The organism is Dokdonia donghaensis DSW-1 (assembly GCF_001653755.1).
GTDB lineage: Bacteria > Bacteroidota > Bacteroidia > Flavobacteriales > Flavobacteriaceae > Dokdonia > Dokdonia donghaensis.
Genome location: NZ_CP015125.1, coordinates 612,839 through 635,392, shown reverse-complemented (window position 1 = coordinate 635,392; position 22,554 = coordinate 612,839). Strand labels below are relative to the sequence as shown.

General features: G+C 39.4%; 21 protein-coding genes. 4 read left to right on the top strand and 17 right to left on the bottom strand.

What is annotated here, in order from left to right; all coding sequences use genetic code 11:
• Positions 1 to 62: 62 nt before the first annotated feature.
• From I597_RS02670 to I597_RS02650, 5 genes are all read right to left on the bottom strand, one after another.
• The gene (locus I597_RS02670; protein ID WP_035326085.1) at positions 63 to 260 is read right to left on the bottom strand and encodes a GldL-related protein; all 198 of its coding nucleotides are present in this window, start codon (positions 258 to 260) and stop codon (positions 63 to 65) included.
• A gap of 12 nt (positions 261 to 272) precedes the next feature.
• Positions 273 to 989 (bottom strand): 3'-5' exonuclease, encoded by a 717-nt coding sequence (locus I597_RS02665; RefSeq protein WP_035326083.1) that lies wholly within the window; start codon positions 987 to 989, stop codon positions 273 to 275.
• Positions 986 to 2,740, bottom strand: a complete 1,755-nt coding sequence (locus I597_RS02660) for a DUF4153 domain-containing protein (RefSeq protein ID WP_035326082.1) — start codon at positions 2,738 to 2,740, stop codon at positions 986 to 988. Before I597_RS02660 ends, I597_RS02665 begins: the two co-directional genes overlap by 4 nt.
• A 52-nt stretch (positions 2,741 to 2,792) precedes the next feature.
• A complete protein-coding gene (locus tag I597_RS02655; protein ID WP_035326080.1) occupies positions 2,793 to 3,941 on the bottom strand; it encodes a serine hydrolase domain-containing protein in 1,149 nt (382 codons plus the stop codon).
• Positions 3,942 to 4,020: 79 nt separating this feature from the next.
• Positions 4,021 to 4,494 (bottom strand): methylated-DNA--[protein]-cysteine S-methyltransferase, encoded by a 474-nt coding sequence (locus I597_RS02650; protein WP_035326078.1) that lies wholly within the window; start codon positions 4,492 to 4,494, stop codon positions 4,021 to 4,023.
• A 76-nt stretch (positions 4,495 to 4,570) separates the two neighbouring features.
• Here I597_RS02650 and I597_RS02645 point away from each other — a divergent pair, with 76 nt between their 5' ends.
• A complete protein-coding gene (locus tag I597_RS02645; protein ID WP_035326076.1) occupies positions 4,571 to 6,802 on the top strand; it encodes a tetratricopeptide repeat-containing hybrid sensor histidine kinase/response regulator in 2,232 nt (743 codons plus the stop codon).
• A 13-nt stretch (positions 6,803 to 6,815) separates the two neighbouring features.
• On the opposite strand, the gene I597_RS02640 is transcribed toward I597_RS02645, so the two are convergent.
• From I597_RS02640 to hemB, 4 genes are all read right to left on the bottom strand, one after another.
• Entirely contained in the window at positions 6,816 to 7,916 is a 1,101-nt protein-coding gene (locus tag I597_RS02640; protein WP_035326074.1) for a CNNM domain-containing protein, read from the bottom strand.
• Between the two features lie 83 nt (positions 7,917 to 7,999).
• On the bottom strand, positions 8,000 to 8,428 hold the full coding sequence (locus tag I597_RS02635; RefSeq protein WP_035326072.1) for a c-type cytochrome: 429 nt from the start codon (positions 8,426 to 8,428) through the stop codon (positions 8,000 to 8,002).
• The gene (locus I597_RS02630) at positions 8,429 to 8,878 is read right to left on the bottom strand and encodes a DUF3291 domain-containing protein (protein ID WP_035326070.1); all 450 of its coding nucleotides are present in this window, start codon (positions 8,876 to 8,878) and stop codon (positions 8,429 to 8,431) included. It lies immediately after the preceding gene.
• Entirely contained in the window at positions 8,878 to 9,861 is a 984-nt protein-coding gene (gene hemB, locus I597_RS02625) for a porphobilinogen synthase (protein ID WP_035326068.1), read from the bottom strand. Before hemB ends, I597_RS02630 begins: the two co-directional genes overlap by 1 nt.
• A gap of 120 nt (positions 9,862 to 9,981) precedes the next feature.
• On the opposite strand from hemB, the gene I597_RS02620 reads away from it, so the two are divergent.
• On the top strand, positions 9,982 to 12,642 hold the full coding sequence (locus tag I597_RS02620) for a DEAD/DEAH box helicase family protein (RefSeq protein ID WP_035326066.1): 2,661 nt from the start codon (positions 9,982 to 9,984) through the stop codon (positions 12,640 to 12,642).
• 86 nt (positions 12,643 to 12,728) lie between these two features.
• Here the strand turns inward: I597_RS02620 and hemF are convergent, their stop codons facing one another.
• The 8 genes from hemF to hemA all read right to left on the bottom strand — a co-directional run bounded on the left by hemF (position 12,729) and on the right by hemA (position 20,284).
• Positions 12,729 to 13,634, bottom strand: coding sequence for an oxygen-dependent coproporphyrinogen oxidase (gene hemF, locus I597_RS02615; protein WP_035326064.1), 906 nt, complete (start codon positions 13,632 to 13,634; stop codon positions 12,729 to 12,731).
• A 22-nt stretch (positions 13,635 to 13,656) separates the two neighbouring features.
• On the bottom strand, positions 13,657 to 14,415 hold the full coding sequence (locus I597_RS02610; RefSeq protein ID WP_013750544.1) for an EI24 domain-containing protein: 759 nt from the start codon (positions 14,413 to 14,415) through the stop codon (positions 13,657 to 13,659).
• Position 14,416: 1 nt separating this feature from the next.
• Positions 14,417 to 15,772: a TrkH family potassium uptake protein gene (locus I597_RS02605; RefSeq protein WP_035326063.1), complete on the bottom strand. Its 1,356-nt coding sequence runs from the start codon at positions 15,770 to 15,772 to the stop codon at positions 14,417 to 14,419.
• 66 nt (positions 15,773 to 15,838) lie between these two features.
• Positions 15,839 to 16,297, bottom strand: coding sequence for a DUF6973 domain-containing protein (locus I597_RS02600; protein ID WP_152594956.1), 459 nt, complete (start codon positions 16,295 to 16,297; stop codon positions 15,839 to 15,841).
• Between the two features lie 26 nt (positions 16,298 to 16,323).
• On the bottom strand, positions 16,324 to 17,352 hold the full coding sequence (gene hemE / locus I597_RS02595; protein WP_035326061.1) for a uroporphyrinogen decarboxylase: 1,029 nt from the start codon (positions 17,350 to 17,352) through the stop codon (positions 16,324 to 16,326).
• A 100-nt stretch (positions 17,353 to 17,452) separates the two neighbouring features.
• Complete coding sequence (locus tag I597_RS02590) at positions 17,453 to 18,133, bottom strand: uroporphyrinogen-III synthase (protein WP_035326059.1); 681 nt, start codon at positions 18,131 to 18,133, stop codon at positions 17,453 to 17,455.
• Positions 18,130 to 19,044 carry a hydroxymethylbilane synthase gene (hemC, locus tag I597_RS02585; RefSeq protein WP_035326057.1) on the bottom strand — a complete coding sequence of 305 codons (915 nt, stop codon included), beginning with the start codon at positions 19,042 to 19,044 and terminating at the stop codon, positions 18,130 to 18,132. Before hemC ends, I597_RS02590 begins: the two co-directional genes overlap by 4 nt.
• Positions 19,037 to 20,284 (bottom strand): glutamyl-tRNA reductase, encoded by a 1,248-nt coding sequence (hemA, locus tag I597_RS02580; RefSeq protein WP_052112036.1) that lies wholly within the window; start codon positions 20,282 to 20,284, stop codon positions 19,037 to 19,039. Before hemA ends, hemC begins: the two co-directional genes overlap by 8 nt.
• A 211-nt stretch (positions 20,285 to 20,495) precedes the next feature.
• On the opposite strand from hemA, the gene I597_RS02575 reads away from it, so the two are divergent.
• Together I597_RS02575 and hemH are read left to right on the top strand one after the other, a co-directional pair.
• A complete protein-coding gene (locus I597_RS02575) occupies positions 20,496 to 21,386 on the top strand; it encodes an AraC family transcriptional regulator (RefSeq protein ID WP_035326056.1) in 891 nt (296 codons plus the stop codon).
• A 113-nt stretch (positions 21,387 to 21,499) separates the two neighbouring features.
• Positions 21,500 to 22,540: a ferrochelatase gene (hemH, locus tag I597_RS02570; RefSeq protein WP_035326055.1), complete on the top strand. Its 1,041-nt coding sequence runs from the start codon at positions 21,500 to 21,502 to the stop codon at positions 22,538 to 22,540.
• Positions 22,541 to 22,554 lie beyond the last annotated feature (14 nt).

Genomic DNA, 22,554 nt, shown 5'->3' with positions numbered 1-22,554 from the left:
GATGAGGTCGGGATTTTTTTTTGTTGTTATTACGCTTTCGCGAAAGCGTAAATAAAACAATTCTATTTATTTAAGAAGTTCTTAAACTCCTTGTTAGTAAAGAGTTTCCAGATGCCCAAAAAGCCAGCGATAACTTGTAAGAAGGTCCCAGCGGTTAATAATTCTGGAGCTCCTGGCCAGTGCATAATCTTAAATAATGCGCCTAGAACAGTGCAAATTAAACCTAAAATAAAAAGAGCGAGTATGTGTTTTACCTTCATAACTATGGATTTTTAAACCGATATTATTTCATCTTCATCTAGCAAGCGCTCGTTGCGTAGCTTGAGTAAAATTTGAGCCACGGCAACGGTGTCTTTCTCACAATATACGACTATACGATCTATGTCATTTTCTTCATAATATACCTGGCGCACCTGGCTGCCGTCTATATCATCTTTTGGAGAAGGGATGCCCAAAATTTTGGTCATAAGCTTGAGAGAGGTGTAGTGTTTATAGTCTCCAAACTTCCATAAATCTAGGGTGTCTATATGAGGTATCTCCCAAGGTTTTTTTCCGAAGAGATTGAGCTTCTGTGGTAACGTGATTCCATTTATAATCATACGTCGCGCGATATACGGGAAGTCAAACTCTTTACCATTATGCGCACAGAGTAAGTGCTCACGGCGGTAAAAATGTTCTTCAAGTAGGTTTTTAAACTCATTAAGTAGCTTGGTCTCATCATCACCAAAAAAGGAGGTGGTTCTAAAGCGTTTTCCATCTGTGCTAGTATGAAAATAGCCTACAGAGATACACACTATTTTTCCAAATTCTGCCCAGATGCCGGCACGCTCGTAATAGTCTTCTGGTGTAAACTCATCCTTGCGCAGGTATCTTGTTTTATCTGCATAAAGTGCCTTTTCTACATCGTCTAGATCAGAAAAATCTGGGTGTTGAGGTACCGTCTCAATGTCCAAAAAAAGGATATGTTCTAGTTGAAGCCTTTGTATCATTTTTTAACTTTTAAAAGTACACTGCCACTCGCATAATTTATAACGCGTTGATCATCAACATCAACCTTTAAATTTATGGAGTTGAATATTATTTTTACATCCACAAGATCATTTGTTTTACGGAGTGTAAGTTTCTCTCGGGCGTTAATGGGCTTACTTATATCCTCACCTTCTAGTTGCTTTATAAACGCCTGTGTGGGTATCGTGAGTGCTGTGCTGTCTTGTGTTGTGATAAGAATTTCTTTCCCATTAAGCATCATAGAAAAGCCTTCTTCTATATATTCTGACTGGCCGTTGAGGTTAAAATAAAAGTCCTGCTTCCAGTCATAGCCACGTATATTATATGCGGTACTAGAGGCGTTGTTAAAGTGAATGCGTTTTTTCTCTATGTCACTAGCTGTCATTTTATACCCTAAGTCTTTTAAAATATAGTTAGACAACTTCCAGGTAGCTACATCGGTATGTTTTTCTACTGGGTTGTAACCTATGATGGGTTTTAGATCTTCTGCAGCATCGTGTTCTACGAGGTACCTTGTGATAGATGAAAATCTTCTGTTAGATTCCGGGTCAGAGTTTTCTTTATTTTCGGCTTTCGCGAAAGCGGTATATATCTTTTCAAATTCATCCATCTGGCTGCGTTTACTCACAGAGAAGGCTCCCCAAAACCCAAAAGTGCTCAATAAGCCCATAATCGCAAGAGCCATAGGTAAAAACCGAAGCTGCTGCTTGCGACTGAAGAGTAAGTAAAGCGCAGCGCCTGTTATAAAAACCGCAATTAGAATAAGAAAATACCGTGGCTCTGTGATACCGTAATCTGATACTCTTTTATAAATCGCAGCATAAAACAAGATGAGCAGTGGTAGTAATAACCAGTATGCTAGCGGCTGAAAGTTTTTAAAAACTCTAGAGGTATGAGTTGCTTTTAAGGGATGTATTATAAACTGAATGATAAATAAAAGACCAGCAAGTGCAATGATAAGGTAGCTCACCCAGCCCTTAGGCAACTCCCACTGTATACAGATTTTAAGAGCATAGGCATACAATATTGTGATGTAAAGAGCGGCAAGGGGTATGAGTATAAACTTTACAAAGACTTCGATAGCTTTATGAAAGTGCAGGTGTATGTTATGTTGTATCTCTTTAGGAAAATCTGATAGGTATACCCACGTATTTATGATTCCTAAACACAGCAAGAACAACTGGAAGTAGCGCCTACCATTTATTTTCACATCAAAAAGATACTCTATGGCTAGCAACGCAAGTACAATACCTAGATAAAACACTCCAGAAAACAAGGCACTCCTGGCGATTGCCATAAGCATATCTGCCAGATAATTCCAGTAGGCTTTAGGATGCCATACAGTAATAAAAGGAGCAAAGAGTAGCGCTAGATGACCTACTATAAGTAGTACAAACCACCTTACATATGGGGTCTCATTATTGTTATGTAAGTCATAGTCTGGTAATGTAAAATAGAATGCAACAAGGAGTAATATGATAATAACTTTAATCCACCAGAGTCCTTTTCTTTTAAACTGCTCGATGTAAAACTGAGTCCCTATAAGCCAGCTCACACCTAATATTGCTGTGAGTGAAATGTTGTTATAGGTTTCAAATATGTCGTCTATATCTCTTTCGGCAAGTACTATTAGCAGTAGTGTAAATAATATAACCCAGATGAGTGTAACCGGAAATCTCTTAAAGGCAGCAAGCGCCTTAATGATAAATTCTGAAGGGGAAAATAATCGCATTGATTGATGATTGAGTGTATTGAAAAATACAATAAATTAATAGAACTCTATGCTAGTCAGTGTTTTGAGTCATTTCATACCCTGCGTCTATGTAATCATAAAAGTCTTGTGTAAATGGTTTTCCTTCTACCCAGTCACCACGATGGTGCCCTAGTCTTACAATAATAAGATTGTCTTCTGGTATGGTGATTACATATTGCCCGAGTATGCCACGCATTGCAAATATTTTTTTGCCACGATAGTTACTTAACCAGAAGCCATAACCATACTCTGTGTCTTGAGCAAAGCGTGGTTGTGTACTGGCCGTTACAAAATCTTTGGGAAGTAGCCTTTTGCCATTCCAAGAGCCACTATCTTTGTATAGTTTTCCAAAACGGGCAAAGTCTCTAGCATTACTTGCTATACAGCAATAGGTTTTTGCCAGCTTGTTATCATCATCATCTAGCTGCCATAGTGCTTCTTGCTCCATACCCATAGGTTTCCAAAAGCTGTCTGATAGGTATTGCGGTAGCGGTATGCCACTAGCTTTCTGTATCACCATACCTAGCAGTTGTGTGTTGCCAGAGAGATATTTAAAAGATTGGCCAGGTTGCTCTGTAACGTTGAGATTTAAAATAGTTTCGGCAAGGTCATCATCATAATAAGAACGTGCTGTGAGGCTAAAGGGGCTAGAGTAACTCTCATCCCAGTTGAGACCAGAAGCCATAGAAGAGAGGTCTCCTACGGTCATACCAGTTCCTGCAAATTCTGCATAAAAATCACTCACCGGTTGATCAAGCGAAGTAATGTATCCGTCTTGTATGGCCTTACCTAGTAGCGCGCTGGTAATGCTCTTTGCCATAGAGAACGAGTTAGTCTTGCTGTTCTCGCTATAGCCCGTTGCATAGTCTTCGTATAAAATACTATCGTTTTTAATGATTAAAAAGGCAATGGTCTCAAGCTCACTATTAATAGAAGATAGACGCGCTGTAGGTACGACGTTATTATATTCCTTATGTTTTGGCCAAATCTCTGGGGTACTTGTTGCTATAGTTGCGTTATCAAAATAATCATAGTCATCTATAAAAGCAGTCGTGTGGCCCGTCATATAGACCACGCGCACACCCTTTAAAATATAGTCGTAGTCCGTAATGTAAAGTACTGCAATAATGATGGCTATAAAGAAGAGTAAGCCTTTAAAAAAGTTTTTTGGATACCTCATTTTGTAAAGATTGATATTTTAAAAGTATTATTTTTTGCTTTCGCGAAAGCTTTACTCACCTATTTAATAACAGCCTACCCTAAAAAAGAGATCCTTGCGTCACAGGGCTCTCGTGTTCTAAGAGCCACTTTTTACGATGCAATCCACCAGCGTAGCCCGTGAGAGAGCCATCGCTGCCTATCACTCTATGACAAGGTATAATGATTGAGATGGGATTTTTACCGTTTGCACTGGCTGCTGCACGTATCACTTTTGGGTCACCTAGTTGTTTTGCCATAGCGAGATAAGAGGTTGTCTTGCCAAATGGTATCGTCTCTAACTCCCTCCACACTCGACGTTGAAAATCTGTTCCTAACGGATCAAGCTTTAGAGAAAAAGTAGTGCGCTCTCCCGAAAAGTATTCTTTAAGTTGTTTTACAGCTTCTTGAAGAGCGTTTGGGATTACTTTTGTAACCGCTCGACCGTCTTCTATAAACGTTGCAGCGCAAAGCCCTTCTCTATTTCCTTCTAACGATAATAAGCCTATGGGTGTAAGGATAATAGCTGTCTCCATAATTTCAAATATAAGGATTAAGTGTGTTGTATATTGCGCTGTAAGTCAGTACATTTGATGGTTTTAAGGCAGGCATATGCGTCTATTAAGAGTATTTATAATCCCTATTATATTTATATCTAGTCAAGCGGTCTATGGGCAAGAACGTGCTCAGGCTAATGATGAGGAGAGGGTATATAGTATAGAGTTTGCAAGAGAGCAGCTCAAAAAAAAGGAATATACGAGTGCTATAAAAACACTAGATGAGTTACTCAACTCCTCAGAAATAGAAGAAAACTCAAGAAAACAATTTCAAGGATTTACGCTATTAGGTGATATTTATCTCACACTTAAAGATACGCCTAAAGCCCACGAGGCCTTTGAACGTGCCTTAAAAATGGCGCAAAAATCTAAAAATGACACCCTTCTTGCCATCTCCTATAGTAATCTAGGTAAAACATATAGCGTATATCCCGAGTTTGAAAAAAGAGCTACCACACTGTTTAAAAAAAGTATAGAAACTTATACTAAGCTCAATCTTAGAGATGATGCCCTCCAGTCATATATAGAGTTGAGCCGTATGTATCTTACACGAGATAATATTGCAATGGCGTACCCTGCCCTTATGGAGGCAAAAATGATGAGCCTAAGAGATACACTCAATTTTAAACCAAGGGCACAAATTCTTACACTATTAGGTAAATATTACATTAAAAAAGATAAAAGCACTCTAGCCGAAGAATCCCTGCTAGAAGCTATAGATATCGCCTTCGAACAAGAACTCATCGCCGAAGAAGAACAAGCACAACAACAGATAGCGAGACTTTATGAGCAAGAGAAAAAATTTGAAGAGGCATATTATCACTCGAAGCGACAACTCTTACTTGCAAACCAGCTCTATAAAAATGAAACCCAACAAGAAATAAGACTTGCTAGCGCTCAGTTTGACTACAGAGCAAATAAACGCGAACTAGAAATTACTAAGAAAGAAAAAAGCCTTACAGATATTCTAGCAGCGAGTTCACGTAAAGCAAATACCGTACTTATAGTCGCTTCAATACTCTTACTCTTAGGTTTATTTATCATCTACACGATGTATAAATCTCGTAAAAATTATAGTGTACGCCTACGCGAAAAAAATATTGAACTTACGAGAGCCAAAAATGAAGCCGAAGAACTTTCAAAATTAAAAACGCAGTTTTTTTCTACCATAAGTCACGAGTTACGCACTCCGCTTTATGGGGTCATAGGTATTGCCACCATTTTGCTTGAAGATAAAAAGATCAAGACACATCGTGACGATTTAAAGTCTTTAAAATTCTCTGCAGATTATTTGCTTGCGCTCATCAATGATGTACTTCTTATGAGCAAGATGGAAGCAAAAGATATTACACTCGAGCACGCACCATTTAAGCTTACAACACTCTTACATAGCATTACCCGTTCCTTTGAGTTTAGCCTTGAGCAAAATAACAACAAACTTCATTTGCATATTGACCCCGAGGTGCCTAACGAGCTTCAAGGAGATTCTGTAAGACTCTCTCAAATACTAATGAATCTTATAGGTAATGCAATTAAGTTTAATGAGAATGGTAACATATGGATTAATATCCACCAGCAGGCATATACTAGTGATGGGCATCATAGCATCTTGTTTGTTGTAAAAGATGATGGGATAGGTATCCCTAAGAGTAGTCAAGCCACCATTTTTGAAGAGTTTACTCAAGTAGAAAATAAAAACTATAATTATCAAGGTACAGGCTTAGGTTTACCTATTGTAAAAAAGCTGCTCGCATTATATAACAGTGAGGTTATACTAGAAAGTGATGAAGGGCAAGGAGCAACCTTCTCATTTGTCATAAAATTTAAAAAGCCTAAGAGTACAGTGTTACCGCGTCAAGTTATTACACCAAATGAGGAGTTAGAGACAGAAAGTGTACACACACTACAAGATGCTCATTTCCTTGTGGTAGATGATAACCGTATTAATCAAAAAATCACTCAAAAACTTCTTGAGAGCAAAGGTTTATTATGTAGTCTAGCTAGTGATGGTGTAGAGGCCGTAGAGATGGTAAAAAATCAAGAATATAGCCTCATACTTATGGACATCCATATGCCTAGAAAAGATGGTATACAGGCCACAAAAGAAATTAGAACGTTTGATAAGACTACTCCTATAGTAGCCTTAACAGCGGTAGAGATACAAGAGATAAGACATAAAATTTATAAAGCAGGAATGGATGACATTCTAGTAAAGCCTTATGATGTATCACTGTTTTTAAGCGTACTAGTACGTAATATTAGAAACAAACATATTGTAACCGCATAAAGTGGTGGGTTTACTAGCTTTTAGCACTATTCTCATCATAAAGCCCTAGAGCTTTAGCTCTTTTTTGCCAGTTGCGACGTGCTAGCGTTTGCAAGTCTGCTACACTATCACTTTCATCCATAATCTCTAGTCCAAGAAGGGTTTCTATAACATCTTCCATAGTGACAAGACCACTCATTGTACCATACTCATCTACCACTAGGGCAATATGATTTTTTGTAGAAATAAGTTCTTCAAAAAGATCTGGAATAGGCAAATTACGTTTTGTGATTAAAATAGGACGTTCTATCTCTTTAAGAGTTGTTGTGTGATTATCTAGTGCCATCTCACGGTATACCTCGCTCTTTAAAACAATACCAGTGATGTGATCACGTGTTCCTTCAAAAATTGGAATTCTAGAAAAACGCAGCGATTGGTTTTCTTCAAAAAAGTCTGCAACGGTTGTATTTGCATCTGCCATTTTTATAACCGTACGTGGCGTCATAATATCTTTAGTAAGTACCTCTTTAAAGGTAAGAAGGTTATTAAGAATTTTAGATTCACTTTCTTCAAAAACGCCATCTTCACCCGCCATTTGTGCCATTGCAGTAAAGTCCTCACGGCTTAGCACACTCTCGTGATGACCACCGCCACCTACCATACGAGTAAAAAGTTGTAGTAACCATAATACTCCTGTGTACTTTAAAAGTAGCACCATTATCTTAAGTGTCTTTGCAGAGAAGTTTGCTAGAGATTTCCAAAATTTTGCACCTATTGTTTTAGGTATTATCTCACTAGCAATTAAGATAAGTAAGGTCATTATTGCAGAGACAAAACCAAGAAAATTAATCTCTGTAAAGCCTAAGTTTATAACAAATTCTGGGTATAAATCTGCAGCTACAGTACCTACCATCATTGCACCTACGGTGTGTGCAAGTGTGTTTAAGGTAAGGATTGCAATAAGTGGTTTATCTACATCTTTTTTAAGTTCTTCAAGAGTTTCGGCGTAGGCTTTGCCTTCACTTTTTTTGATGTTTATAAATGTAGGTGTCACACTTAGAAGTACAGCTTCAAGTATAGAACACAAGAATGAAAAAAATATCGAAATCGTTGCCCAAAGTAAAAGTTGACCCATAGTTAGTTTGCTATTTATGTAAATGTATGGAAAAAGAGAGTATAGTAGAAGTGCTTTTACGCTTTCGCGAAAGCGTAAATTTATTAATCAACATCTGTATATTTTAAGATTGCAGTTGTTTGAGCAATTGATAAATCAGGGAATGTCAGACAAAACTTATCTGTTTTTCTCTCAAAATAAGGCCTCGTTTTTCCTGTGATATATTCGTTGAATACTGTATCATTCTCGACAACATTACTGATTTGATAGAGTGCTGGTCCAGTCATTGGTCTATATAGTTTATGGCAAGCCGCACAATTCGCTTTGAACAAGAGTTTTCCTTCTTCTTCAATAAGCGATAACTCTTGCCGATGTGAGGACACTATATAGTCAATAGGGATTCCAGGTCCTGCACACTCGGTACCTGAGTAAGATGATTCATCTTCATAATCAATATTCCAGAGGATATAACCTAGCAAAACAATTCCTAATAGAGCAACAGTATATATGACAGATGTATTACTTTTCATCATCTACTCTGGCTTCTCATAAACCTCTTTAAAAGTAAATGCTTCTTTGCTTGCGCCGTGCTTTTGTAAGAACTCGAGCTTCTCTAGTCCTTCTTGCGCTGTAGGTGTTGTGCCTGCTTCAATCCACCAGAGTACGTAGTGTGCTGTTCCGTATTTTTGGAACCACTCTTTCTGGCGTTTCATAATCGCACTGTGGAAGGTTTTATAGGTAAATTCTCTTAGTGACGCCACATCTTCCCACACAGAAAAATTAATAAGCACCTGCTCATCATTAAGCGCATTAGGAGTTGGTGCGGCTTCGGTATCTATAACGTCACGCCATATAAACCCTGGCGAACTTTCGGCTAGCTCATTTACACGGTCTGTATTATCTCTAAAGTCCTTCATCTCTGGATCTTCTATAGAGACACCCTTCATACGGGCTACATTGAGCTGTGCAAGGTGATATGCCATTACCCAAGTAGCTTTACTACATCTTTTGCAAAGTAGCTAGCTATTACTTGTGCGCCAGCTCTTTTTATGGCTGTGATTTGTTCCATCATAACGCTATCGTGGTCTAGCCATCCTTTTTCGGCAGCGGCTTTGAGCATTGCATACTCACCACTTACTTGATATACAGCTATCGGTACATTTACAACTTCTCGTAAATCACGTACAATGTCTAGGTAGCATAGTCCTGGCTTTACCATCACGATATCTGCACCTTCTTCTATATCCATCAGGGTTTCTTTAATCGCTTCGTCACGATTTGCAAAGTCCATCTGGTAGGTTTTTTTATCTTTTGGAATATCTTTTAAGTCTACTGGTGCGCTGTCTAGAGCATCACGAAAAGGGCCATAAAAAGAGCTTGCATACTTTGCACTATAACTCATAATGCCAGTGTTATAAAAACCTTCGTCTTCTAGCAAGGTGCGCATTTCAAAAATGCGGCCATCCATCATATCACTTGGCGCAAGTACATCTGCACCAGCGCGAGCGTGACTCAATCCCATCTCGGCAAGTATGGCTGTGGTGTCATCATTTACAATCTCACCATTACCTACCACACCATCGTGACCAAATTTTGAGTAAGGATCTAGTGCAACGTCTGTCATAACCAGCATATCTGGACAGGCGTCTTTTACGGTTTTTATAGCACGTTGCATTAGGCCATCTGCATTAAGCGCTTCGGTACCAGAGTTGTCTTTTAAGTTATCAGGTACTTTTACAAAGAGAAGCACGGCTTTAAGTCCCATTGCCCAGAGCTCTTTTACCTCCTTAGTAAGTAAGTCTAGACTGTAGCGATAGTAATCTGGCATAGAGTCTATCTCTTGCTTTACCCCTTTTCCTTCTACCACAAAAAGCGGTACAAGAAAATCATTTGGAGTGATATAGGTCTCTCTTACTAGTGAGCGCATAGCCTCACTGCTGCGTAGTCTTCGGTTTCTTATAAGCATCGTTCTATCTTCTATGTGTTGAGGTAAATAGGTGTGTGATTTTAAATAAATCGGGTTTCAATATCTATCTAAACCTCGTATTTTGCATTACAAATTTACCAATTTAAATATCGCCTTCCTTTGCTCAAAGAAGCCTTTCAATTTATTTATACCTGGCGCACCTATCAGGAGCGATTTTTAAAAGATTTTCAAGATCACATTGCAGATGATCACTTGCACGTAGTTGCCCCACCAGGCTCGGGAAAAACTGTGCTTGGTCTTGAGATGATGCGTCGTGTAGATAAGTGCACGCTTGTGCTCGCACCTACTATCACGATACGCAACCAGTGGGAGGAGCGTATGTTTGAGTGCTTTATCGAGCAAGAAAAATGTACGATTCCGCTTTCGCGAAATATAAAAAAACCTGCACATATCACCTTTGCAACTTATCAATCATTACACGCATTTGCCAAAAATGAAATGGAAGGAGATATGGAACGTATGCTTAATTTTTTCGCGCAAGCGGGAATAAAAAACATCGTACTAGACGAAGCCCATCACCTCAAAAACGAGTGGTGGAAACCACTTTTTGCACTTAAAGAACTACCAGAGTGCACCATTACCGCACTCACGGCAACACCGCCATATGATAGTGATCAAGCAGAGATAGCAAAGTATTTTCAGCTTTGTGGACCCATAGATATTGAGATAAGCGTACCAGAGCTGGTTAAAGAGGGAAACCTATGTGCACACCAAGATTATATATACTTTTCTAAGCCAGATGCTGCACAAATAGAATACATTTTAGACTATCGTGTTAAGGCAAAAGCAGTTATAGATGAGCTGGTTGAAAATAGTGAGTTTGGCAGTTTTATTATAAATCTCCCAGTATATAAAACACCAGGAAAACATCTTGAGATCATTTATCAAGACCCTAGTTTTTATATAGCTTCACTTGTTTATCTCAACGCACGCGGGTATAAAATTCCCAAGGTAAAAATAGATTTGCTAGGTGTAGATCTTACGCAAGAAAAGCTTCCCACCTTTAATCAAGAGTGGGCAGAAAAGTTATTGCAACCCCTACTAGTAGATGGCCGAGAAGATTATTATGAAGACGAAGAGGTACTCGCTACTGTTGAGAAGACACTGCGCAAGGTAGGCGCTTTTGATAAAAAACGTGTAAACTTTAAAGGCGAGCAGCAATTATATAAATCACTAGCGCAAAGCCCTAATAAGCTCAAGAGCATACGAGAGATTATAGATTTTGAAAGTGCTCAAATGGGAAGCGATCTACGTGCTGTAATACTTACAGATTATGTGCGTAAGGAGTTTATAGACACCCCTATAGAGGCGCTTGACACAATAAATAAGCTAGGAGTAATACCTATCTTTCACCATCTGCGATACTCACTTGAACAACATCCAGATAGGTGGCAGGGTAAGGATAAGCTAGAAAAACTTGCCGTACTCACAGGTACCATTATCATAGTACATAAAGCACTGGTAGCACAAATTACAGAGACCTCAGATAGTGATGATTTTACCCACGACGCCTTAGGTGATACAGCCTTTGTGATAATACGTCCCAGAGAAAAGGTAAAAAGCCAGATGGTGAGCCTTATGACGGCTCTCTTTACAGACGGTCATATAGAGGTACTATTAGGCACAGCGGCATTACTAGGAGAAGGTTGGGATGCGCCAGCTATAAATACATTAGTACTTGCCTCTTACGTGAGTTCTTTTGTAATGTCTAACCAGATGCGAGGTAGAGCTATACGAGTACAGCCTAGTAATCCAGATAAGGTGGCTTCTATCTGGCATCTTGCTTGTATAGATCCCACTATAGATGGTGGTGGGGAAGATGTGGCTAAGTTAACCCGACGCTTTGATGCTTTTTGTGGTGTGTCACTAGAGGGAACTCCCTTTATAGAAAATGGAGCAGAGCGGTTTGCTCTACCTACCACTATTTTAGAAAAAGATGTATTAAATAGTAAAATGTGTACCCTTGCGGGAAATAGGGGTGCGATACAACAGCGATGGGAGCAAGCTATAGGTACGGGAAAACTGCTAGTGCGCGAACTGAAACTAGACTTTAAACCTAAGGGGAAGCCGTTACAAAAAAAGAGCGTCTATTATAAAGATGCTGTAAAATATGGAATACTACAGCTAGGAGCCTTACTCACGATTACCGTACCCGAGATTATTATCAATAATGCAGGAGCTTACTTCTCTAGAGGGATGAGCTTTTTTATATATGCAGTGCTAGGCACAGCTGCAATGGTACTGGCGCCTAAGACATATAAAACGCTCGTATTGTACTTAAAATATGGACGTGTAGATAAACTAGTCTATAAAATGGGACAAGTCGTGCTTAAAAGCCTACGAGAGCAATACTACATCACCACGCAACTAGAAGCTCTAAAACTAGGTGTAGAGTATCTACCTAATGGTGCCGTCTCTTGCTTTCTTACAGGAGCTACTGCCAAAGAAGAAATCCTTTTTGTAAAGTGTATGGAAGAACTTCTCACGCCTATAGATAATGCACGCTATATGATTGAGCAGTCTGGGTGGTGGCAGCGTAAGTTTGGCTTTGCAAATTATTATCCCTTACCAGAACTCTTTGCAGGAAATAAAAAAGATGCTTTGCTCTTTTTTAACTTCTGGGGAATTTATATTTCAGAAAATGCAAGGCTCACATTCACGCGGACGAGGGAAGGCAGAAAACGACTCTTAAAAGCACGTTTTCACTACTTAAATACCAAAGGCGGATTTAAAACCAAGACGAGCGCTATCTGGAGGTAAAAGGTTTTTCGCTTTCGCGAAAATGTAAATCTTCATTAGCCATAAATCACACGCAGTAATTTATGACCAATAAGTAGTTTTAATTATTAAGAAGCCCACTCCTTCGGTTGCTGTAATATGTTAATTAATCGTTCTTCCTCGCTTCCAGGTGCTGGGTGGTGGTCATATTTCCACTGTACTACTGGTGGTAGACTCATTAAAATACTTTCTATACGGCCATTGGTTTTTAGACCAAAAAGGGTTCCTTTATCGTGTACGAGGTTAAACTCTACATAACGACCACGGCGTACTTCTTGCCAGTCTTTTTCTTCTTTCGCGAAAGCGGTGTCTTTTCTACGTTCTACAATAGGTACATAAGCGTCTAAGAAACTGTCACCCACAGTGGTCACAAAGTTGTACCAGTCTTGCATAGAACGTTCTTCGGTAGCTTTGCAGTAATCAAAAAATAAACCTCCTATACCGCGACCTTCATTGCGATGTGCGTTGTAAAAATACTCGTCACAACGTGCTTTGTATTTTGGGTAAAAATCGGCATCGTGTGCATCACAAGCGGTTTTACACGTCTGGTGAAAGTGCGTTGCATCTTCATCAAAAAGGTAATAAGGAGTGAGGTCTTGCCCTCCACCAAACCATTGGTCTACAATGTTTCCTTCTTTGTCATACATCTCAAAGTAACGCCAGTTTGCGTGCACCGTAGGCACCATAGGGCTCTTAGGGTGAAGCACTAGAGAGAGACCGCAGGCAAAGAAATTTGCATCCTCTACGCCAAAGTATTTTTGCATTGCCTCTGGTAGCTCGCCGTGCACCTGTGATGTGTTTACACCTCCTTTTTCAAAGATATTGCCGTTTTCAATCACCCGGGTGCGACCACCACCGCCTTCTGGGCGTTTCCAGTTGTCCTCTTGAAAGCTTGCCTTACCATCTAGTTGCTCTAGTGTGCTAGTAATTTGATCTTGAAGATTGAGTATGTAGTTTACAAATTGTTCTTTCATTATATATTTTTTAGGTGGTGACCTATGCAGTCAAGCTAGTGTGGTGATCCTTGTCAAGCAGTTTTATGGTTTGTACCGTTGCTGCAGTAACAGAGATGGGCAAAACGAGTATAATTCCCACAAGTGGGATGATAAGAAACAGCATAAATACAATACCATTACCTATGGCTTGGCCCTTGTTTCTTTTTACAAAATCTACGCTTTCTCTATACTTAAAATGACGTTCTAGTGTGTAGTCCATATTACCAAAACCTGCGTAGTAAGCTTGTGTAAGAAATAGTAAAATAGTGGCAGCAATACTCCCTATAATTGGTATAAAATTGAGCAGTAAGATAGGTAGCGTGATAAGCAATTCTAGTCCCAAGTTACGCACGTTTATGCGTATACCTCGTATAAGTTGTTCAGTATTTGAGGTGTCTCTGTGTGTGTGATTTTCTCCTTTGAGGTGAGCCTCTATTTTTTCTGAAACTGGGCTCATAAATGGCGCACTTAGTGCCATAATAATGTGCTTATATAAAATAAGACCTATAGCAATGATAAGCAGTGCACTCACAATCTCTGCAAAAATAAAAAAGGCGTGTCTTCCCGTTTCCCAAGGCCAGATTTGCTCTACCCAGTGACCTATATTATCAGAAAAGCCCCAGGCAGATGCTGCAATCATTGAGGCGGTAATAAGACTTATAGCCATTGGGATAGCAAAATACTTCCAAAGCCCCAGCTTTGAAATTAAACCAAATGATGATTTATACGTCTGTAATCCGTTTAAGATGCCTTTTATCATATTATACTGCTATATCTTCTTTGAGAACTTCTCTGTCTTCCTTTGTGATTCTTTTTGACCAAATAGCGAGGCCAAAGGTAAGTACACCTAGTCGACCTATAAACATAAGGATTATGATAATAATCTTACCTATACTGCTTAAATCTCCAGTAATCCCTGTACTCACACCCACGGTACCAAGTGCAGAAGCAACTTCAAATAAAATATTTTCAAAATCAAAATCTTCTGAAAAGGTGAGTACAAACGTCCCTACAAAAATAAGTGTTGTATAAAATATAAAAGACGATGTTGCTATGTATAGACGCTCATAAGGAATGCGTTTTCCTAAGAAGGTGATATTTTTAGATCCTTTTAGTCGGCTTTTCATTATGGCAAATACGGCAGTAAGTGTGGTAATTTTCATACCTCCAGCTGTACCAGAAGGAGAGGCGCCTATGTACATCAAAAATATAGTCACGAGTAACATAGGTAATATAAATGTACCAAAGTCAACAGTATTAAAACCTACTGTAGTCATCGCAGTCATAGATTGAAAAAATGCAGCACTTACACGAGCAGAGCCACTCAGACTTGTGATGGAAGGCTCTAAGAAGTAAAAAAATAAGTATCCAAAAGCTAGAAGTATAAGCGACCCTATTGTAACAATCTTTGTTGTAAAGCTAAGGGAGTGTGTTCTGTTTTTTATCCATAAGCCCACGTCTGTGATTACTATAAAACCTAGAGAACCGCAAATAGCGAGCATTGATATGGTAAAGTTTATGAGTCCATTATCTACGTAAGGTGTAAATCCACTATTAAAAAGACTAAAACCAGCGGTACAAAAGGCACTTATACTATGAAAGATAGATGACCAGATTGCCTCTCCCGTACCCATACCATCTGCCTTAAAAGCAATAAAGAATAGTATGGCACCTAGTACCTCCATAATAACCGTATACAGTATTACAGATTTTAAAAAGTCTTTGATACGTATAGTAACGGGTAATGTAAACTCTGTATTGAGAATACTTTTATGCCAGGGTGTTATTTTATGGGTAGTAGATAACAGCATAAATGTAGTAAAGGTTAGGTAGCCTATGCCTCCCAGCTGGAAAAGTGCCATTATAACAAATTGTCCTCCTACGTTATATGAGTCAAAAATAGACATCGTAACCAGCCCCGTAGTACTCACTGCAGAGGTCGCAATAAAAAGATGATCTAGTATTGAGGCACTTGTCTTTTGTAACCAAGGCAAGCTTAGGAGCAAAGTTCCTACTAAAACATATGTGAGAAAACCATAAAATAAATTTTGTTGCGGCGTCCAGCTCCTTTTAAGTGCGATGTATCGTAAACTCAGCTTGTTGTAGAATGTTCTCATAGCTAGAAATTGTACTCAAAAGTATTTGTTTTGCGTTCCATAGCCTGTTTACATATGGTTAAATTATCACTCTAAGTGAACTAGTGTCGTATCACAACGCTTGATTTCTTTTAAGGTAGTACGCTTTCGCGAAAGCGGGACCATCTCCAGTAGTTGCGCTACCAGTTGCTCTTCGTCTTGCCCGCAAAGGTTTGTAATGAGGTCGCGCCCCACGCGGTTGTTATGCAAATCCATCGCACGTTCTAAAGGTGCATTAGGCGAAAAATCTTCGTGCCAGTCTGTAAACCGTTTTGCCCACGCCAGCGAGCGTTGCAGTGGCAAGCCTCGTTGCACACTAAGATGCACAATAAGCATATTCCACAAGGCGTGTCTAAAAGCATTTTCTGGGCCGTTGAGGTGCTGCTTTTTGCCATAATATTTATTGCATATAGCAACCGTTTTGCGCGTCCCTCTTATAGTAGGAATCACAAAACGAGGATGGCGAGCACTGAGCCAAAAAAGGCTCCACAGCTGTTTAAAATCCATAGATTTGACAACAGCCCAGACGTTCATTATGCTTTGTATTCTTTTACAGCTTCTATAAATGCACCTGCATTTTCTATAGGAATGTTAGGTAAAATACCGTGACCAAGATTTACAATGTACTTGTCTTTACCAAAGGCATTAATCATCTCGTGCACCATTCTTTTAATCTCGCTAGGTGGTGAGAATAATCGAGTAGGGTCAAAGTTACCTTGTAGCGTGATGTTACCACCAGTAAGGTAACGAGCGTTACGTGCAGAGCACGTCCAGTCTACACCTAGTGCAGATGCTCCAGACTTCGCCATTTTATCAAGTGCAAACCAGCACCCTTTTCCAAAGGCAATAACCGGTGCCTCATCTTTAAGAGCATCTATAATTTGCTGTATGTATTGCCAAGAAAATTCTTGATAATCTACCGGTGAGAGCATCCCTCCCCAGCTATCAAAAACTTGTACTGCATTTACACCAGCCTCTACCTTTTTCTTAAGATAAGCAATAGTAGTATCTGTGATTTTTTGAAGTAAAGCGTGCGCAGCTAGTGGTTGTGTAAAACAAAACTCCTTTGCCTTGTCAAAGTTTTTTGACCCTTGACCTTGCACACAGTAACAAAGTATCGTCCACGGTGATCCTGCAAAACCTATAAGCGGAATCTCGTCATTGAGTTTTTCCTTAGTCATCTTAATGGCGTCCATCACATAGCCTAGCGTCTCATCGATATCTGGAACAATTACTTGCTCCACATCTTTTGCAGATCGTATAGGGTTAGGCAACCACGGCCCTACATTAGGCTTCATTTCTACATCGATATTCATTGCCTGAGGGATCACTAGAATATCAGAAAATAAAATAGCGGCATCCATCCCATAACGACGTATAGGTTGTACGGTAATCTCACTCGCAAGCTCAGGAGTCTGGCAGCGTGTAAAGAAGTCATACTTTGCTTTGATTTCCATAAATTCTGGAAGGTATCTTCCAGCCTGACGCATCATCCATACTGGTGGACGGTCTACAGTTTCTCCTTTAAGTGCTCTTAAAAATAGGTCGTTTTTTATGCTCATATCTCTAGGTCTGTTCGAGCGCAGTCGAGAACTTAATTGTACTCTTATAATGAACCTCTCGACTGCGCTCGAGGGGACAATTTTATGTTTTTCTAGACGCTTATATTCTAGATTCTTCTTTCAATATTTTCACCGCCTTAGCAATGGTGCTTTCTATAGTTGTTGCATTAGATACGATTACTTTTTTAAAGTGTAATCTTGCCGTTGTGGCAGTGGTCTCGCCTATGCAAAACGCTATGCTGTCTATTGTACGTGTGTTTTTGTTCGCTTTCGCGAAAGCGTTAACACCGCTCGGACTAAAAAATAATATACCATCAAATGTACGGTCAAAAGACTGTGTTATTTGATGAGTTTCATAAACCACCACCTCTTCACACGCTACATTATTTTCTTTGAGTAATGTAGGTAACTCATCTCTGCGCTGTTTCCCGCAGAAGTAAGTGAATGATTCGTTTTTATGGTTTTGGGCTATAAAACGAGCCAATTCTTCTCCATTTTGAGCTGTTTTTGTCACTTTTATGCCATTTTCGGCTAGAAGTGCTGTTGTTTTTATGCCAACAGCAAAACAACTTTTTATACTTTCTAATTGCTCACTAGAAAGGTTGTTACATAAAGCGCGTACTCCATTTTGAGAGGTGATAATGATATTTTTTAGCTTTCGCGAAAGCGTAAAAGCAACCTCTTGTGTACGTATCCCATCATATTCCACAAATTGTAAGCCTGCATTGAGAAGTAGCTCTCGCTGGTTAGGCTTTAGTTTTTTTGTGGATAGCACGGTCATTTTTTCAAGCTACTCTTGATTTCCTTCATTAATGCTCTACCACCATTATCAAGAACCTCTAGCGCACAGTCTGTACCAAAACCTAGTGCATTTTCTGTTGAGACTACTTGCTCAACTTCAATCTTTGTCGCGCCGTCTAGTGAAAAAAGGACTCCCTTAAAACGTATGGCTCCATCTATTTCTTGTGCCAGTGCACCTATGGGTGCGGTACAACCGCCTTCTAGCGTGCGTAAAAACTCACGTTCTATATGTGTGCATAATGCTGTTGTGCGATCGTTAAGCTTTGCACAAGCTTCCTTAGAAAATGCATCTTCTTCCATTGCTACTACGAGCATAGCTCCTTGTGCCGGCGCAGGAATCATCCAGTCAAGTACTTCATAATTTTCTGGAAGTACATTGATGCGTTTAAGGCCTGCCTTTGCAAAAATGGCGCCCGTCCAGTCACTTTCTTCTAGCTTTTGTAAGCGTGTGTTTACATTACCACGTATATCTGTGGTTTTGTGGTTAGGGTAGCGATTGAGCCACTGGGCTTGCCTTCTTAAACTACCTGTGGCGATGGTGCAGGCTTGCTTATAATCTGGCGCGCCTTTGTGCACTAAAATATCTTCGGTCTCTGCTCTAGGTAATACTGCAGCTTGCACAATCCCTATAGGTAATGCCGTAGGGACGTCTTTCATACTATGCACGGCAATATCTACAGTACCATTGAGCATTGCCACGTCTAGTGTTTTTGTAAAAATACCGGTGATACCTAGTTCATATAACGGCTTGTCAAGTATGAGGTCTCCTGTAGATTTTACAGGTACGAGCTCTGTGGTATAGCCGTGATCTTCTAGTTGTTTTTGAACTGTTTTTGCCTGCCAGAGAGCGAGCTCACTGTCTCGAGTACCTATTCGTATCGTTTTAGACATTATGTTGATCTAGTTGGAAAATAGTGGAAATTAAGGCAATGCTTTCTTCGGTTTCTCCATTTGCGTGACGCAGGTGATGTGCTACCTGGTTTGTGATTTTCTGAATGATTTTATCACTCATAGCTGTTGCCGTCGCCTCGCTAAAATCTGGAGTTTTCTTGCGTACATTTTCTAGCTCTGCAGCTTGTACTTCTTTAAGTCTTGCCTTGAGAGCCTTTACGGTAGGAGCAAACTTTCTGGTTTGTAACCAAGCGTTAAACTCATCTGTAATTTCCTTTATGATGGCTTCTGCCTGTGGGATATATCCTTGACGACGCTTAAGTGTGGCATCTGTCATTTTTGATAATTGATCTAGATGTATGAGTGTGACATTCTCTAGCTCTTCTACATCATTAGATACGTTTTTAGGTATCGATAAATCTAGTATAAGAAGCGGCTTTTTAGAATGGATAATCTCTTTGCTTACCGTAGGTTTTTGAGCTCCTGTGGCTACAACGAGTACATCTGTTTGTGCAATCTCACTTTCTATCTGGGCATACTCTTTTACTAGTAAGTTAAATTTACCAGCAATTTTATCTGCCTTTTCTTTAGTTCTATTAATGAGTGTAATGTGCTCATTTTTAGTGTGCTTCACTAAATTTTCACAAGTGTTGCGACCTATTTTACCAGTACCAAAAAGAAGAATATTTTTTTCTGACATATAAGGCACGCGTGCCATTATATATTGCACCGCTGCAAAACTCACCGAAGTTGCACCACTTGATATCTCGGTCTCATTTTTAATGCGCTTACTGGCTTGTATAACGGCGTTTACTAATCGCTCCATAAAAGGATTAATAAGTTGCAGTTTTTTAGAGCGCTTAAAACCTATCTTAAGCTGACCTATAATTTCAAAATCGCCTAGTATCTGGCTATCAAGACCAGTACCTACTTTAAATAGGTGAGCAATGGCTTCATCTCCCTTGTGCAAGTAGGCTACGTCTAGAAACTCTTCTATAGTTCCGTGCGTATGCTCGCATAAAATTTTTACTAGTGTAATCGCGTCTGGTGCAAACCCGTATAACTCGGTACGGTTACAAGTAGATATTACGGTAAGAGCCGTAACGCCTTCATCGCGAGCGCCATTAAGTATGGCGGCTTGTGCTGTTTCTGATATTGCAAAATGCCCACGCGTGGTCGCGTCTGCTTTTTTGTAACTCAGACCTATGGCATAAAACTGTTGCTCTCTCTTCAAAAGTATAATTCTATTTGTATCCCAAATATGAGGGAGTGCAAAAATAAAGGTCACTATCCTTAAAAAATAACGCTAGAAGAATCATTTGTGTCGAGAGCGGTTTATCAAGACTGTAATAAATCGTAAATTTGTGTAAGCTATCGCTATGACTGCTAGTAGCAAAGGAATATGCCTGTCTTAATTTAGAGTGATTCTAAATAAAAAAGAGAATAATAAAATGGAATTAAATATAAAAAGTAACGCTCAAGGTTTGCTTCAAGAGATTAAAATAGAAGACGGTTTTTATGTCTTACGTTTTGATAACAATGATGCTAATGTGAGGCAAGTGGAGCGAGAAGTAGATAGTAGCTTTATACAGTTTCATTTTTGTATCAAGGGCTCTGCGATGTTTAATTTTAATAATGGAGCCTATCAACTTTCTATTACAGATGAGAACTCGCTGTTGCTGTATAATCCGCAGCGTGATTTACCTATGAATCTTGAACTCGCCCCAGAGACCTGGCTTGTGAGTGTCATTATCTCTATCAAGAAATTTCATAGCCTATTTTCAAGCGAGGCAAATTTTATGCACTTCTTAAGTGATGAAAATAAAGATAGAAAGTACTACAAGGACGGCAGCATCTCACCTAGTATGGCGATTGTACTTAACCAGTTAATGAATTACAGCTTGCACCCTTCTATTATGCAATTGTATTTTAAGGGAAAAAGTTACGAGCTATTAAGCCTCTACTTTAATAGACCGGCAGATGTAGATATAGAACAGTGCCCTTTTCTAGTAGATGAGGATAATGTGCAAAAAATAAAGCGTGCTAAGCAAATAATCATTGCAAGAATGGATGCACCACCAACACTAAGCGAATTGTCAGATGAGATAGGTCTCTCACTAAGTAAATTAAAAGAAGGCTTTAAACAGATTTATGGTGACTCTGTGTTTAGTTTCTTATTTGACTATAAGATGGAAGTCGCACGCCAGTTGCTAGAGACGGGATCCCATAATGTAAATGAGGTAGGTCTTAAAGTAGGTTATAGCACAGCGAGTCACTTTATAGCTGCTTTTAAAAAGAAATTTGGTACCACTCCAAAAAAGTATTTAATGAGCTTGGGGTAGGTACGCTTTCGCGAAAGCGTAAAAACTAATACCATTATCACAAAGTCTTATAACAATCATAACATTTAAAAGAAGGTTAAGCCTTATTTTTGTTAAAGAAAAATTGCCAACAAATGAACAAAGGAGTTTTAATGGTCAATCTGGGATCACCAGATAGTACAGATCCAAAAGACGTAAAAAAATACCTAGGCGAGTTCTTAATGGACGAGCGCGTAATAGATGTTCCTTATGCCGCAAGAGCATTGCTAGTAAAAGGTATCATTTTAAACACACGCCCTAAAAAGAGTGCAGAGGCCTATAGTAAGATATGGTGGGATGAAGGATCACCGTTAATTGTTCTTACAGAACGCTTGCAGAAAAAAGTGCAAAGCCACACAAAACTCCCTGTAGAAATCGCAATGCGATATGGTACACCTTCTATAAAAGAAGGACTTCAAAAATTACACGATCAAGGGATTGATGATGTAATGCTATTACCATTATATCCTCAGTATGCAATGGCAACTACAGAAACCATCTTAGTACTAGCCGAAGAGATACGTGCTGAGTTTTTTCCTAAGATGAAGATTACAGATGTAAAACCATTTTACAACAAGCCAGAGTATATCAAGGTGCTAGGAGACTCTATTGCAGATAGCCTCAAAGGTGTAGATTATGAACATCTGTTATTTTCTTATCACGGTGTACCAGAAAGGCACATACGTAAGAGTGATGTGACGAGTATGCACTGTAAACTAGATGGTTCTTGCTGTATGTCACAATCTAAGGCGCACGAGTTTTGCTATCGTCACCAGTGTTATGAGACCACAAGACTAGTAGGTGAATATTTAGGTATGGAGCCACTTACATACTCTACATCCTTTCAGTCACGTTTAGGTTTTGACCCGTGGTTACAGCCGTATACAGACCGTACAATAGAACGTATGGGTAAAGAAGGATTTAAGAAAATGGCAATTGCAACACCAGCATTTGTATCAGACTGTCTTGAGACGCTAGAAGAAATTGCGATGGAGGGTGAAGAAATCTTTCACGAGGCTGGAGGAAGGGACTTCCATACCATTCCTTGTATAAATGATCGTGATGACTGGGCAGGTGTCGTTGCAGGGTGGATAAATGAATGGGCGCTTGTAGAGACTGGTAAGGCTATTGCTTAGTGATCAGTCTAATT